At 67.8% G+C, this 14,253-nt stretch carries 17 protein-coding genes; all 17 read left to right on the forward strand.

Going from position 1 to position 14,253, the window contains the following annotated elements; translation table 11 throughout:
• The first annotated feature begins 32 nt into the window (after nucleotides 1-32).
• Complete coding sequence (locus KFK14_RS21295) at nucleotides 33-338, forward strand: hypothetical protein (RefSeq protein WP_212609012.1); 306 nt, start codon at nucleotides 33-35, stop codon at nucleotides 336-338.
• Between the two features lie 475 nt (nucleotides 339-813).
• Complete coding sequence (locus KFK14_RS21300; RefSeq protein WP_212609013.1) at nucleotides 814-1,080, forward strand: DNA -binding domain-containing protein; 267 nt, start codon at nucleotides 814-816, stop codon at nucleotides 1,078-1,080.
• Between the two features lie 156 nt (nucleotides 1,081-1,236).
• Entirely contained in the window at nucleotides 1,237-1,440 is a 204-nt protein-coding gene (locus KFK14_RS21305; RefSeq protein WP_212609014.1) for a transcriptional regulator domain-containing protein, read from the forward strand.
• On the forward strand, nucleotides 1,382-2,002 hold the full coding sequence (locus KFK14_RS21310; RefSeq protein ID WP_212609015.1) for a DUF2285 domain-containing protein: 621 nt from the start codon (nucleotides 1,382-1,384) through the stop codon (nucleotides 2,000-2,002). Before KFK14_RS21305 ends, KFK14_RS21310 begins: the two co-directional genes overlap by 59 nt.
• Before the next feature lie 129 nt (nucleotides 2,003-2,131).
• Nucleotides 2,132-2,398 (forward strand): helix-turn-helix transcriptional regulator, encoded by a 267-nt coding sequence (locus tag KFK14_RS21315; RefSeq protein WP_212609016.1) that lies wholly within the window; start codon nucleotides 2,132-2,134, stop codon nucleotides 2,396-2,398.
• A complete protein-coding gene (locus tag KFK14_RS21320) occupies nucleotides 2,395-3,276 on the forward strand; it encodes a replication initiator protein A (protein ID WP_212609017.1) in 882 nt (293 codons plus the stop codon). Before KFK14_RS21315 ends, KFK14_RS21320 begins: the two co-directional genes overlap by 4 nt.
• 325 nt (nucleotides 3,277-3,601) lie before the next feature.
• Entirely contained in the window at nucleotides 3,602-4,243 is a 642-nt protein-coding gene (locus tag KFK14_RS21325; RefSeq protein ID WP_212609018.1) for a hypothetical protein, read from the forward strand.
• Nucleotides 4,240-5,388, forward strand: a complete 1,149-nt coding sequence (locus KFK14_RS21330; protein ID WP_212609019.1) for a phosphoadenosine phosphosulfate reductase domain-containing protein — start codon at nucleotides 4,240-4,242, stop codon at nucleotides 5,386-5,388. Before KFK14_RS21325 ends, KFK14_RS21330 begins: the two co-directional genes overlap by 4 nt.
• Entirely contained in the window at nucleotides 5,385-6,833 is a 1,449-nt protein-coding gene (locus tag KFK14_RS21335; protein WP_212609020.1) for a DNA cytosine methyltransferase, read from the forward strand. Before KFK14_RS21330 ends, KFK14_RS21335 begins: the two co-directional genes overlap by 4 nt.
• Entirely contained in the window at nucleotides 6,830-7,417 is a 588-nt protein-coding gene (locus KFK14_RS21340) for a DUF2840 domain-containing protein (protein WP_212609021.1), read from the forward strand. Before KFK14_RS21335 ends, KFK14_RS21340 begins: the two co-directional genes overlap by 4 nt.
• The gene (locus KFK14_RS21345) at nucleotides 7,414-7,992 is read left to right on the forward strand and encodes a S26 family signal peptidase (RefSeq protein WP_212609022.1); all 579 of its coding nucleotides are present in this window, start codon (nucleotides 7,414-7,416) and stop codon (nucleotides 7,990-7,992) included. The genes KFK14_RS21340 and KFK14_RS21345 overlap by 4 nt, the downstream gene beginning before the upstream one ends.
• A complete protein-coding gene (locus KFK14_RS21350) occupies nucleotides 7,973-8,305 on the forward strand; it encodes a DUF736 domain-containing protein (protein ID WP_212609023.1) in 333 nt (110 codons plus the stop codon). Before KFK14_RS21345 ends, KFK14_RS21350 begins: the two co-directional genes overlap by 20 nt.
• 192 nt (nucleotides 8,306-8,497) lie before the next feature.
• Nucleotides 8,498-9,175 (forward strand): lytic transglycosylase domain-containing protein, encoded by a 678-nt coding sequence (locus tag KFK14_RS21355; protein WP_212611256.1) that lies wholly within the window; start codon nucleotides 8,498-8,500, stop codon nucleotides 9,173-9,175.
• Nucleotides 9,172-9,993 (forward strand): hypothetical protein, encoded by an 822-nt coding sequence (locus KFK14_RS21360; RefSeq protein WP_212609024.1) that lies wholly within the window; start codon nucleotides 9,172-9,174, stop codon nucleotides 9,991-9,993. The genes KFK14_RS21355 and KFK14_RS21360 overlap by 4 nt, the downstream gene beginning before the upstream one ends.
• Nucleotides 9,990-11,753 (forward strand): relaxase/mobilization nuclease domain-containing protein, encoded by a 1,764-nt coding sequence (locus KFK14_RS21365; RefSeq protein WP_212609025.1) that lies wholly within the window; start codon nucleotides 9,990-9,992, stop codon nucleotides 11,751-11,753. The genes KFK14_RS21360 and KFK14_RS21365 overlap by 4 nt, the downstream gene beginning before the upstream one ends.
• Nucleotides 11,754-11,768: 15 nt before the next feature.
• Nucleotides 11,769-13,754: a conjugal transfer protein TraG gene (locus tag KFK14_RS21370; protein ID WP_212609026.1), complete on the forward strand. Its 1,986-nt coding sequence runs from the start codon at nucleotides 11,769-11,771 to the stop codon at nucleotides 13,752-13,754.
• A gap of 9 nt (nucleotides 13,755-13,763) precedes the next feature.
• The gene (locus KFK14_RS21375) at nucleotides 13,764-14,192 is read left to right on the forward strand and encodes a ribbon-helix-helix domain-containing protein (protein ID WP_212609027.1); all 429 of its coding nucleotides are present in this window, start codon (nucleotides 13,764-13,766) and stop codon (nucleotides 14,190-14,192) included.
• Nucleotides 14,193-14,253: the final 61 nt, after the last annotated feature.

Consider the following 14,253-nt stretch of genomic DNA (forward strand, 5'->3'; position numbering starts at 1 on the left):
CGGCGGGCGCCACCCTCACAAGGAATCATATCATGCGCTGGATTATCACGTTCGACTATATGGGCGGCTGTCTGGGCCTTGGAGAAAATGCCGAGGGCATCCCCAGCCGCGCCGACCCGAAGGAGGGCGACAACCTGCCTATGGAGTTTCGCCTTTACGATGCGACCGGCTTCCTTTGCTTTGAAGGGCGTTGCGGCGACATTGACGCCGATTGGTGGCATGGTTTCGAGCCGCTCGTATTCGCCTGGAACACCCATGCCCGCTGTCGCCGGCTGACCTATCGCCGGGCGGACGCTCGGGCACAGTGGCGCCCGCTTGAGCCATATCCGACCCGTTGACCTGAAAGCCGCCAATAAGCAGCCGCCAGCCCCACGCGGGGGCTGGCGGCCCGTTTGCGCGAGCCGCAAAATCGCGCTCGCCGGGCATGGCCCGGCTCGCGGGATCGCAGTAGCCAAAATCATCGCGTCGTCCTAAGAAGGACGTGGGCCGCTACGCGGCGGCCTGGGGTTGGTAGCCCCACGTTCAACGGTTTGGCGCCGGCCGTGACGGCGCCGCCATCCTTGACCACATGGTCGGGGAGCCTGTGACGTATGCAACAGGCTTCCGGGCTAAAGGTCACAGGGCCGATTGAACGCGGTTTACCACTCCCCGATCAGGGTCAGGAGCAAGTTTGCGGGGGCGCACCGCAGACTAACCGCTTCTCGCGCGGATGCCGACCGTTGCGGAGGATGCGCGGAGCCATGCCCGCCGCGCGCATGGAACCGTCTCCGTTTCGGTCTAGAAGGTTAACGGGGCTGGAGGAACGGGGGCGTCATGACCGGCAAGCATTTCGAGGATCGCGCGCCCGACGCGCCGCGGCTTACCGCCTATGACGAGGATCACCTCGCCGACTATATCCGCCTGCTCGATGCGGACGACGAGGGCGCCTACTGGTCCGATGCAGCCGCGCTCGTTTTCGGAATCGATCCCGCCGCGGAACCCGATCGCGCGAAGGCGATGCACGCCAGCCATCTTGCCCGCGCGCGCTGGATGACCGAAGTGGGTTACGCATATCTGCTCGGCCCGCGCGCCACCGAATAGGTTAACATTCAGACCGGAATGGATTTTTTCCGGCTGTGGATTCCGATGCGCGGCCGGCATCGCCCGGCGCGGCCTTCGCGCTGTCGGGACAAAGCGCTTCTACTGATCCTCGATGATCCAGACTCCGCACAATGAGCGGCTGGAGAGGATGATTCCATGCCGATAACCCCCAAAGGGCGCGCGCGGCGTGCCGGCCATGCGCCGGACACGCCGGGGCGGGCCGAATTCGCCGCCGCGTTCCTCCAACGCAACCGCCAGTATCGCGCCGAACGGGCGCGGCTGAACAGCAACGCCACGGCGCATGAGCGAACGGCGCTCGCCCGCCGCTGGGGGTTGTCCTTTCGCCTATCTGCCGGATGAGCTGTCGGGCACGGTGATCTGGCGGCCGGAGCTTACCGCCGTCACCGTGATCCTCGACGCGGCGCCGGAAGGATATACCGGCGCAAAGGCGGTCGATCCGCTGGCGCTCGGCGCGCTGCTCGCCGATCAGACCGGGATCGACGGCCGTCATGTCGTCGTCGCTGACGCGGCCGGCGAGCATCGGCTATGGCTGCGCGATCCGACGCCAGGCCGGCCGCTCGCCGCGATCGTCCCGCTGGACAAGGACTTCATCAAGCGCATCCTCAGCCTGCTGCGTTTCCACCGGCTCATGTCGGGTAAGCGAACCGGCCCGTTGCCGCGCGGATGGCCGCTCACCGCAATCCGGGTGGCCCGGCTCGAGCAGATGCTTCGCGCGCTCGATCTGCGCCTCGCCGGGGCGACCTATCGCGAAATCGCGATCGCGCTCGGCAAGGCCGAAGCCGCGCATCTTTCGGCGTCCGACTTCAAGAACTCGGATGCCCGGTCCTTCGTTTACCGGCTCGTGCGTGACGCCACCGCCATGATGAAGGGCGACTACAGCAAGCTGCTCCGCTTCCGCTGATAGCGCCCGCCGCGTGACCACGGCCGGGGGGTGGTCACATCGGCGCAGCTGCGAATCTTCGTTCCCCACCCTGCCGCCGGCACTTCGCCATGATCGCCTCCTGCCACCGCGCTTCGCAGGAGACGCCCCTTGTCCAGACCTCCCGTGACCCTTCCGCCCCGCTACCTGCGGACCCCCGAGGCGGCGCGCTTCCTCGGTCTTTCCGGCCGCACGCTTGAGAAGCATCGCTATTTCGGAAGCGGCCCGGCCTATCGCCGGATCGGCGGACGGGTGGTCTATTCGGTGGACGACCTGCGCGCCTGGGCCGACCTCGGCACCAAATATTCCACGTCCGACCCCGGCCAGAACGATCTCATGCCGCAGCGGGACGCGGCGATCGTGCAGAGCCGCCGATGAAGCCGCGCGCCGCCTTCCGTTCCGGCGAGCGCGCCCAGCTCGCGCTGTTCCCGTCGCTCGGGCGAGATATCGCGCCGCGCGATGCCCAGGACCTCATGGCCTGGCCGTTCTTCAGCCTCGCCAAGCGCAGGCGGGTGACGCCGATCGATTTCCGCATGGGCGCGACCTGGATATCGGTCGAGGCCGTGCCCGAGCACGGCATGGCGACCATCTGGGACGCCGACGTGCTGATATGGGCGGCGAGCCAGATCGTCGCCGCGCGCGACGCGGGGCTGCCGACCTCGCGGCTGATGGCCACCACGCCGCACGAAATCCTCACCTTCACCGGACGCGGCACCGGCAAGGATCATTATGACCGGCTGAAGGCCGCGCTCGATCGGCTGCAATCGACGACAGTCGCCACCTCGATCCGCCAGCAGCACCAGCGCCGCCGCCATCGCTTCTCGTGGATCAACGAGTGGCAGGAACGGCTCGACGGTGAAGGCCGGCCGCTCGGGCTGGAGCTGATCCTGCCCGACTGGTTCTATGCCGGCGTGGTCGACCGCACATTCGTGCTCACAATCGACCGGGCCTATTTCGACCTGACGGGCGGGCTGGAACGCTGGCTCTACCGGATCGTGCGCAAGCATGGCGGCCAGCAGGAGGGCGGCTGGAGCTTCGACGTCTCGCACCTTCACCTGAAATCGGGCGCGCTCTCGCCATTGAAGCAGTTCGCGTTCGAGCTGCGCGGCATCGTCCGCCGACAGTCGCTGCCGGGCTATGCGCTGGCGATCGAGCGCGCGTTCGGCCGCGAGCGGCTGACCTTCGCGCCCGTGCCCGTCGATCCGTTCGAGGTGGCGGCGCGGCGCATGGGGCTGGCTGTGGATAACCGGCCATGAGACTCGGCCTATTGAAAACCGCCGGACTCGGCCGATTAAAAACCGCTGACTCGGCCTATAAAAAACCCGAACCACGTGCAAGCCGCTCTAATTGTTCGCGGAATCGGCTCCCTTCTAACTATGCTAACAGTAAAGAATACTTCGTATTCTTTCTAACGCGCTTTGGCGCTGTGGATAATTCGCGAGAGGGTGCGAAGTATCGGTCAGTAAATCCGCCGTTTCCACTACGCTATACTACTACGCCTTTTTCGCGCGGCGATCAATCGTCCGGAGGGCGTGATGCGACAGCGATCCGCCATCCGGTGAAGGCGCCGGGAGGCGGCCGATGATCGGCTATGCTTCCCGCACCGGCACGCGCCGCAATCTCGATGCGCTGCGGCACGCAGGCTGGCGGCTGATGGTCTCCGCAAAGGGACCGCTGCGCCCGGAACGCTTCCGCTACGCGCTCGACAATGGCGCATGGACGGCCTTCCAGCAGGGCGAGCCGTTCGACGTGCCCGCGTTCGAGAAGGCGGTTGCTCTGCTCGGGCCGGGGGCCGACTGGATCGTCCTTCCCGACATCGTTGCGGGCGGTCTCGCATCGCTCAGCTTCTCGCTCGGCTGGCTGGACACGCTGCGGGGCCGGCCCGAGCTGCGCGGCGCGCAATATCTGCTCGCCGTCCAGAACGGCATGGAGCCGCCACACGTTGCGTCCCTTGTCGGGCCGGAGGTCGGCATCTTCGTCGGCGGCGATACGCCGTGGAAATTGGCGACGATGGCGACCTGGGCGCGGCTCGCGCATGAGCGGGGCGCCTTTTGCCATGTGGGCCGCGTCAACACCGTGCGGCGCATCCGCCTTTGCGCCGCGGCCGGAGCCGACAGCTTCGACGGCTCGGGCGTCTCGCGCTTCGCATCCGCCTTGCCGACGCTCGATCTCGCCCGGCGCCAGCCGGACATCGAAGGCTGGCTTGCGGGGCGGCGGCTATGATCGCCGCCCAGCACTTCGGCAGCATCTCGGGCGGCAAGGACAGCCAGGCCGTCCTCTGCCGGATGGTCGAGCGGATCGAGCGCAAGGGGCTTGCCGCGTTCGGCAATCGCGCGCCGCGCTTCCTCTCGGCCGACAACGGCCACGAGAATCCGATCACGCTCGACCACATCGCCTATCTCGACGACTGGCTGCGGCAGCGCACCGGCCTGCGCATCGAGACCGTTTCGGCAAACGACGTGCCGGGCCTCACCGACGCGGCGGCCTTCGCCCGCAAGCGCGCGATGCTGCGCGAGGAATGGTCGAAGGAGAAGCGCCGGACCCGCCACAAGGGCGCGTGCAACCAGCGCCGGGCGGCGTGGCAGGCAGGCACGATCACCAGGGCCGAATGGACCGCCCGCTGCAATTGCCCGGTGCTGGTCTCGCCGCCCGTCCCCGATCCCCTGATCAAGCAGGCGCTGGGGCTGTTGCATCCCACCGGCATCCCGTTCCTCGACATGGTCATGCTCCACGGCCGGTTTCCGGGGACCAAAACCCGCTTCTGCACCGACGAGACGAAGCTGATCCCGATGATGCACCGCAAGCGCCCGCTGCTCGACGCGGGGCTGTCGATCATCGACTGGATCGGCGAGCGCGCCGACGAAAGTCCGGCGCGGGCGAAAAAGCCGCCGATCCAGTCGAAGCGGCATCCGACCGGAGCGCGCCGGGTGCTCTACCGGCCCATCTTCCGCTGGTCGGCGGCCGACGCCTTCGCCATCTCCGAGCGCCACGGCCTCAAGCATAACCCGCTCTACACGATGGGGATGAGCCGCGTTGGCTGCTCGACCTGCATCATGGTCAGGAAGCGCGAACTGCGCGCCTGGGCCATGCGCTTCCCCGCCGAGGTGGACCGGGTGCGCGAATGGGAGCGGCTGGTCGGCCTTGTCTCGCGGCGCACTGCCGTAACCGGCACACCGGCATCGCTGCTGCCCGCGCCGACCGTCCCCGGCGATCCCGCCGACCACGGCCGGGCGACCATCGACTGGGCGATCGCATGGTCGCGCACGGGCCGGGGCGGCCACAATTACGACCTGTTCCTCGATCTGGAACGGCGCGAAGCCGACGAGCAGGGCCTGCGCTGCGACAGCGAATACGGGCTTTGCGAATGATGCGCGCGCTCGACCTGTTCAGCGCGGCGGCGGGCGGCTGGTCGCTCGGCCTGCATCGCGCGGGTTTCGTCACCGTCGCGGCCTGCGAGATCATCGAATGGCGGCGCATCCTCTATGCGGAGAACAATCCCCATGTCCGCCTCTACGCCGACGTGCGCGACCTCACGGCAGCTCGACTTCTTTCAGACCTCGGGATGCTCCCCGACATCATCGTCGGCTCGCCGCCGTGCCAGGACATCTCCAGCGCCAACACCAGAGGCCGGGGCATCGAAGGCGAGCGGTCGGGGCTCTACCTCGAAGCCGTCCGGCTGGTCGGAGAGTGCCGCCCTCGCTGGTTCGCTTTTGAGAACAGCGCTAATCTGCGAACTCGCGGCGCTGACCGGCTGCTCCTTCTCCTGGAAACGCTCGGCTACGCCTGGGAACCGTGCGTGGTGGCTGCTGAAAATGTCGGCGCCAACCATGTCCGCAAGCGGTCCTGGCTTATCGGCTACGATCCCAAGCAGCTTGCCGACGCCGCGCACCAGCGACGCGGCGCATGGCCCGGAGATGTGCAAGGTCCGCGGCGAGAAGCGGACGGGCATGAACCTGCCGACGATGATGCAACCCGCGGCCCTGGACAGGCTGCCGACCCCGATGGCGACGGACGGGATGAAGGACGGCGCGGGCGGCGGGGCGGGATCGACATATCCGCTGCGGATGATCCTGGCGACGCCGCGCAAATCGGACGCGGACAAGGGCGGCCGGGGCGATGTTCTCAGCCAGCTTCAGGGCCATGCCAGCCGCCATGCGGGCATGATGCCGACGCCGGTGAAGCCGAACGGCGGGCGCCGATTGAACCGGCAGGAGATCGAGACGGGACGCCGGGCGAACGGCGCGAAGGCGCAGATCGACACGCCGAACCTGCTGCGGCACGCGGAGACGATGCTGCCGACGCCGGTGGCCTGCGACTACGGCAACAACAGGAGCGGATCGGGGCTGCGGACGCCCTCGACCCGCCACATGATCCGCACGGCCACCACCGAGACGCTGCCGACACCGATGAAGCGGGACAGCCGGATGGACGGCTGGAGTCCGGCCTACGACCGCAGGAAATCGCCGACGATGGACGCGGTGATGGACGGCGCGATGACCGATCGCGCGCCGGACAAGTGGGCGGGCGCCCGCGCGCTGGCGGCGATGCTGCGGAGCCGTGGGCTGACTGGAACGGCGGCCTTGCCCATCACCTACGGGTGGATGATGGGATTTCCGCCTGGGTGGCTGGCACGCGCATTGCGGTCGGCGGTCCACGCGGGACGGCTGCGGCCAGCCTGATCGTCGAGGCGTTCGGCGACGCCGTTCTTCCGCAAATCCCCGAAGCCATCGGCCGCGCGATCCTGCGCACCGAAGCCGCGCTCGACCTCGCGCTCGGGCGAACCCCCATCGACATCACCGGAGACGAACGATGAGCGATCCCGCGCGTCCAGAGCGCATAGATTTCAGCGGGTTTGAAGCCGCGCTGCGCCGCCGTGCGGCGGAGCAGGCGCAAGCCGCCCGCACGCCGACCGTTCCAACCGCCATCGCCCCCCGATCCCGGCTGACCGAAGTCGAACTGACCTGGATCGAGAAGAAGCTGGAGCACTGGATACGCTTCGGCCGCGTCGCGCAGGAACGCATCCTGACGCGGCGGACGCGCGTCATGAGCTTCCGGCCGGGCGCGATCTTCGCCTTCGTCCGCTGGACCGCCAACGACTATGGCACGATCACTTCGCGCATCGACGTGGTGCGCGCGGTCGCGCCGGGCGAGCCCTACACGACGCTGCCCTTCGTGCGGCCGGGCGGTGACATCCTCCTGCACATCGAAGGCTGGCCGAAGGTCCAACAGGTGCTCGCCGCGATCGACGCGGTGGAGGCGGCGGGCGTCGATCCCCGCGACGCCGCGCCCGATCACTGGCGCCACGTCCACAACCGCATCGCCGCCGGCCATCAGCCGCGCCCTTACACGCTGGAGCGCCATCGCGCCTGGCTCAAGCGCCGGGAGATCGAAGGATGACGCGCTTCGGTTATGTCATGGTGACGGTCGTCGCCGCGCAAGCATTCGCCGTCCTGTTCATCGCGGTCGCCATTCTCGATCCGCGCCCGCGCGTCATCTGGAACGCCAGCGCCAGCGCGCCGATCGGGCTCTACCGCATCTATCGCGACCGCGATCCCGCTATCGGTGCGCTGGTCGCCGTCACGCCGCCAGAGCGGCTTTCCCGCTGGCTTTCGGCGCGCGGCTATCTGCCAGAGGGCGTGCCGCTGCTGAAGCACATCGCTGCGAAGGCCGGGCAGCGCGTCTGCCGCGAGGGCGCCGTGGTGAGCGTCGACGGCCATCCCGTCGCCAGCGCCCGCGCGCGTGACGGCCGTGGCCGTCCGCTGCCGGTCTGGCAGGGCCGCCGCACGCTCGAATCCGGCGAAATCTTCCTGCTCAACCCGTCCGTCCCCGACAGTCTGGACGGCCGCTATTTCGGCCCGCTGCCGGCGTCCGCCGTCATCGGCCGCGCGACGCCGCTGCATTTGCACGCGCCGACCCCGCCGCTTTCACCCCCCGACCCGAAGGAGTTTCCCCATGCAAACGAACATCCTTGAATCCACCGCCAACGGCTATGCCGGAAGCATCCGCCTGTTCGGCATCGGCGAGGCGATCGCGCTGGTCGCTATCGATCCGGGCGACGCCGAGAACGCGCCCGATTACCGTATCCATCTCGACGACGAGGACGGTCCCGACATCGGCGGCGGCTGGAAACGGGTCGGCGAACGCGCGGGCGACTATATCGCGCTGGAGATCGACAGCCCGCTTTTCCCCGCGCCGTTCCGACCGGTGCTGTTCCGCGCCGATGATGATGGGCGGACGTTCCGGCTGTCGTGGAAGCGCCCCCGGCCGCGCGAAGACCGGAGCTGATCGGTGGCCGTTTCGATCACAATCCCTCTGTTCGCGAAAAGACTGCGTCATCCCTCCGTCCCGCTCGGTCGCAGGCCGGCCGGGGCGCGCAGCGAAGGTCAGGGGCGGCCCACGGCCGGCGCCATGCGTGCACCCTTTACCGGAGTGAGCACGCCGACAGGCTGGCGGCGGAGCGGGGGCGGATCGGCCGCGATGCTCGCGCTCCTGCTGCTCGCAGCGGGCGCCATGTCCGCTCCCGCGTTGGCGCAGGACGCATCGGCCGAACGCACGGCAGCCAGCCATCCCTATGCCGTCCATGTCGCCGACGCAGCCCGGCGCTTCGGCATCCCGGAAGCATGGATATGGGCGGTGATGCGCGTCGAGAGCAACGGCGATGTTCGCGCCGTTTCATCAGCGGGCGCGATGGGCCTGATGCAGATCATGCCCGCGACCTGGGCGAGCCTGCGCGCACGCCACGGGCTGGGGCGCGAGCCCTATGATGTCCGCGACAATATCATGGCGGGCGCGGCCTATCTGCGCGCGATGCACGACCGCTACGGCAACGCGACGGCGATGCTGGCGGCCTATAATGCGGGACCGGGCCGCTACGACGAATATCTTGCGCGCGGCCGTCCGCTGCCCGCCGAGACACGCGCCTATCTGGCGAAGCTGGCGTCGATCATAAGCGGCGCGGACGACAGTCGGCTTGCCGCCGCGCCGCCGTCCGATCGCTTCGCCTGGCGCCGGGCCGCATTGTTCGCGGCGCGGCCGAACGACGATCCCGCCGCATCGGAAACGCCACGCCGCGAACTTGCAGCCACCATCGACCCTGCAACCCAACCAGCCGAGAACAGTCTGTTCGTCGCGTTGTCGGGACGCCCCAGGCCATGAAGATCGCCTACGCCGATCCGCCCTATATCGGCTGCGCGCATCTCTATCGCGATCATCCCGACTATGCGGGCAAGGTCGATCACGCGGCGCTGATCGAGCGGCTCGACCGCGACTATGACGGCTGGATATTGCACGCCGCCGCGACGCCGGAATCGGTCGCCGTGCTCGCCCCGCTCGTGTGCGAAACCGGCGCGCGGTGGATGGCGTGGGTCAAGGGATTCGCCGCATTCAAGCGCAACGTGCCGGTCGCTTGTGCGTGGGAGCCGGTCATCGTGAAGCCCGCGCAAGCCGGTGGTCAGCAAGCGGCTGGTCCTGCGCGACTGGATCGAATGTCCGATCACGCTGCGCCGCGGACTTACCGGCGCGAAGCCCGAAGCGGTCTGCCATTGGGCGTTCGAGACGGTCGCAGCGCGTCCCGACGACACGCTCGACGACCTGTTCCCCGGCACCGGCGCCGTCGCCGAAGCGTGGCGAACCTGGCGCCTCAAGTTCGCGCTGCCGGACGATCCCGTTGCAGCACCGCCGCGGCCGAATCGCACGGCGGCTGCACGTCGGGAGGGGGCCGGCACGCCATGACTGCCCCCGTTTTCAGATTGCACGGTTGGAAGGTGGAAGTGCCTGGAAGGGCAGGAAAAAGCCGTAGGAAGGGACGGCAAGATAGAAGCCGCACCCCATTTCCTCGAAAAGCCAAGGCTTTTCATGGGGTTCATGCGGGTGCGTCGGTCGGCGAGCGTGCCGCTCGGAAGGAAAAGACAAGCAAATTCAAAGTGCCGAATGGCACCATGGGCCATTTTTGGCGGAAAACGGACCAACCGTGAGCGAGGATGGCGATTTCTTCGTCCGGCCCGGCAAAGTCAGGGACAGGGGCAGCCCGCGCAGCAAGGCGCGCGGGTTTATCGCCCAGGTGCTACGCGTCGCCGCCCGCAGCGGTGGAGGCAGGCGAACGGGCGGCTGGGGCGGATCGCGCCCGCGCGGTCAATCGAACTTCGGCCGGGGCCGCACTGCCTTTGCCCGCAGCCGCCTGTTCGGATCGGGGCGGCGCGTGGTGGTCAAGATGGTGCCTGTCACCCGTTTCATGCCGAGTGGGCGGCCTAGGGCGCCGCTGTCCGCGCACATCACCTACCTCAAGCGCGAGGGCGTCACGCGCGACGGATCGCCCACGCAGATGTTCGACGCAAATGGCGATGGCGCCGACGACCGCGCCTTCGCCGATCGCTGCAAGGACGACCGGCATCATTTCAGGATCATCGTCTCGCCCGAGGACGCGGCGGACCTTGGCGACCTGCGCGACTATACCCGCGATCTCGTTCGCCAGATGGAGGCGGACCTCGGGACGCGGCTGGATTGGGTTGCGGTCGATCACTGGAACACGGACAACCCGCATGTCCATCTGCTGGTGCGCGGCGTCGACGACCGGGGCGCCGACCTCGTCATCAACCGCGACTATATCAGCCATGGCTTGCGTTCACGCGCGCAGGAACTGGCATACGCCGAACTCGGCCCGAAGCCCGAATATGAAATCCAGCGCGCGCTCGACCGTGAGGTGACGGCCGAACGCTGGACCAGGCTGGACGGCGAGATCATGCGCTCGGCCGACGAACTCGGCATCGTCGATGTGCGCCCCGAGCATCCCGGCCCGGGCGATCCGCGTGTGCGCCGCCTGATGATCGGCCGCTTGCAGCATCTAGAAACGATGGGCCTCGCCGCCCAGACCGAACCCGGCCAATGGGTCATGGCCGAGGACGCGCAAGCGAAGCTGCGCGAACTCGGCACACGCGGCGACATCATTCGCACCATCGGCGAGGCGTTGAAGGATCGCGGCCAGGATCGCCCGCTCGACAGCTATGCGATCGTGAACGCCCCACCCGAAAAGCCCATCGTCGGGCGGTTGATCGACAAGGGCCTGCACGACGAACTGCACGGCGCGGCCTATGCGGTGATCGACGGGACGGACGGGCGCACCCATCACGTCCGGCTGCCGGGCATCGAGGCGCTGGAGCGTAGCCCCGAGATCGGCGGCATCGTCGAGTTGCGCGCCATCGGCCGGGCGGGCGAGCGGAAGCCGACACTATTCCTCGCCACCCGCTCCGATCTCGACCTTGCCGCACAGGTGAAGGCGCCGGGCGCCACCTGGCTCGACCATCGGTTGATCGAGCGCGGCGCGAATATCGCCGATGCCGGTTTCGGCGCGGAGGTGCGACGGGCGATGGATGAGCGCACCGACCATCTTGTCAGCGAAGGGCTGGCCCGGCGCTATGGCGAGCGCGTCGTCTTCCAGCGCGGGCTTCTGGACACGCTGCGCCGCCGCGAACTGGATGCGACGGGCGGCGGGATCGCGAGCCGGACGGGACTGACCTACCGGCCGACCAATCCCGGCGACAAGGTCGCCGGTATCTGCCGCCAGCGCATCGCGCTCGCTTCCGGTCACTTCGCCATGATCGACGACGGGTTGGGTTTCCGTCTCGTTCCCTGGTCGAACGACCTCGACCGCCAACTCGGCCGCAAGATCGCCGGCGTCGCTCGCGACGGCGGCGGCATCGGCTGGTCGCTGGGCCGCAAGCGCGGCCTCGGCATCTGAACAAGGAGACTTCCCATGTCCGCAACGAAAATCCTCTGGGGGCAGATTGTCGCTGTTTCCCTGATCGTGCTCACCGCGATCTGGGGCGCGACGCAATGGACCGCATCGGCGCTGGCGTATCAGCCTGAGCTTGGCCCGCCCTGGTCCATGGTCGGTGATTGGCCCGTCTATCCACCCCATGCCTTTTTTTGGTGGTGGTTCAGCTACGACGCCTATGCGCCCGACATCTTCCAGACCGGCGCATATATCGCTGTCTCGGGCGGTTTCCTGTCGATCGCAGTCGCCATCGGTATGTCGGTATGGCGGGCGCGGGAGATCAAGAACGCGGAAACCTTCGGCTCGGCGCGGTGGGCAACCGAGGATGAGGCGCGCACGGCTGGACTGCTCGGCGACAACGGCGTGGTGCTCGGCAAGCTCGGCCGCGCCTATCTGCGCCACGACGGCCCGGAGCATGTGCTCTGCTACGCGCCGACCCGCAGCGGCAAGGGCGTCGGCTTGGTCGTGCCCTCTCTCCTGACCTGGCCGGAATCGGCGATCGTCCACGACATCAAGGGGGAGAATTGGACGTTGACGGCAGGCTTCCGGGCGCAGCACGGCCGCGTCCTGCTGTTCGATCCGACCAATGCGGCGTCCGCCGCCTACAATCCGCTGTTGGAGGTGCGGCGCGGCCAGTGGGAAGTCCGCGACGTCCAGAACGTCGCCGACGTGCTGGTCGATCCCGAAGGTAGCCTCGAAAAGCGCAACCATTGGGAAAAGACCTCCCACTCGCTGCTGGTCGGCGCGATCCTGCATGTTCTCTATGCCGAGCCCGACAAGACGCTGGCCGGGGTTGCCGCCTTCCTGTCCGATCCGGCGCGCACGATCGAGCAGACGTTGGCGGCGATGATGGCGACACCGCATCTCGGCGAGGCGGGCGTGCATCCCGTCGTCGCCAGCGCCGCGCGCGAATTGCTCAACAAGAGCGACAACGAACGCTCGGGCGTGCTCTCGACCGCCATGTCGTTTCTCGGGCTTTACCGCGATCCCGTCGTCGCGCAGGTCACGCGCGCCTGCCACTGGCGCGTCATGGATCTCGTATCGGGCGAGCAGCCGGTGACGCTCTACCTCGTCATTCCGCCCAGCGACATCTCGCGGACCAAGCCGCTCATCCGCCTGATGCTCAACCAGATCGGGCGGCGGCTGACGGAGGAATTGCCGAGCGGCGCCAGGCGCCATCGCCTGCTGCTGATGCTCGACGAGTTTCCCGCGCTCGGGCGATTGGACTTTTTCGAGAGCGCGCTGGCGTTCATGGCCGGCTATGGCTTGAAATCCTTCCTCATCGCGCAGTCGCTTAATCAGATCGAACGCGCCTATGGACAGGACAACGCGATCCTCGACAACTGCCATGTCCGGGTAAGCTTCGCCACCAACAACGAGCGGACCGGCGAGCGCGTGTCGAAGGCGCTCGGCACCAAGACCGAGATGCGGGCGATGAAGAACTACGCCGGACACAGGCTCTCCCCCTGGCTCGGGCATCTGATGGTCTCGCGGTCGGAGACAGCCCGCCAATTGATGACGCAGGGCGAGGTCATGCAGCTTCCGCCTGACGAGGAAATCGTGATGATGTCGGGCGTTCAGCCGATCCGCGCGAAGAAGGCGGCTTATTATGCCGACCGCCGCCTGGCCGCCCGGATCATGGCGCCGCCCGATCCTGCCGCATGGACGAACCAGGCTATTTGCCCCGACGACTGGACGGGGCTCGCCGCGTCGGCCGACCCCGATGCGATCGCGGCCATCATCCGGGCACAGGAGGACGCCGCCAATAGCGGGCTGCGCCGCGAACCCGAACTGCCCGACCATGTCGCCATCGTGAAGGAGACGACGCCCAGGCCCCCCGCGCAGGAGTTCTCGTTTCCCGAGGACGAACCTGAGGACGCCGCGCGCCAGGCGGCGGCGCGGCGCCGGATGCAGGGCATCGCGCGGCAGGCATCGCTCGACCCCGACGACGGCATCGAATTGTAGGAGTATGTCATGCGCGTCCGTCTCAACGTCTATTTTCCGCCCGAACTGGCCCGCCAGGTGAGCGAACTGGCGATCCGCCGCCGCATCTCGCGTTCGGCGATCGTCGAAGCGGCCGTCGCTTCCTGGATGTCGCCGGACGGCGCCGACCGGATGGAGGCTGCCTTCGCGCGGCGGCTCGATCGGCTCTCGCGCCAGGTCCAGCGGCTCGAACGCAACACCGGCCTCACCACCGAGGCGCTGGCGCTGTTCGTCCGCTTCTGGCTGGCGGTCACGCCGCCGCTTCCCGACGAGGATCATGCGGCAGCCCAGATAAAGGGGCGCAAGCGTTATGAGGGTTTCGTCGAGACGCTCGGCCGACGCTACGCCAGCGGCAAGAGCCTGCTCGACGAAATACCGGAAGATATTGCAACTCGTGACGGCGGCTCCGCCGACACATGACAGTGCAGCGAACCAACCCGGGCCGGCCATGCGCGACTCGGCCAGCTATATTCGCAAAAAT

This window comes from Sphingobium phenoxybenzoativorans (genome assembly GCF_018286635.1).
Lineage (GTDB): Bacteria > Pseudomonadota > Alphaproteobacteria > Sphingomonadales > Sphingomonadaceae > Sphingobium > Sphingobium phenoxybenzoativorans.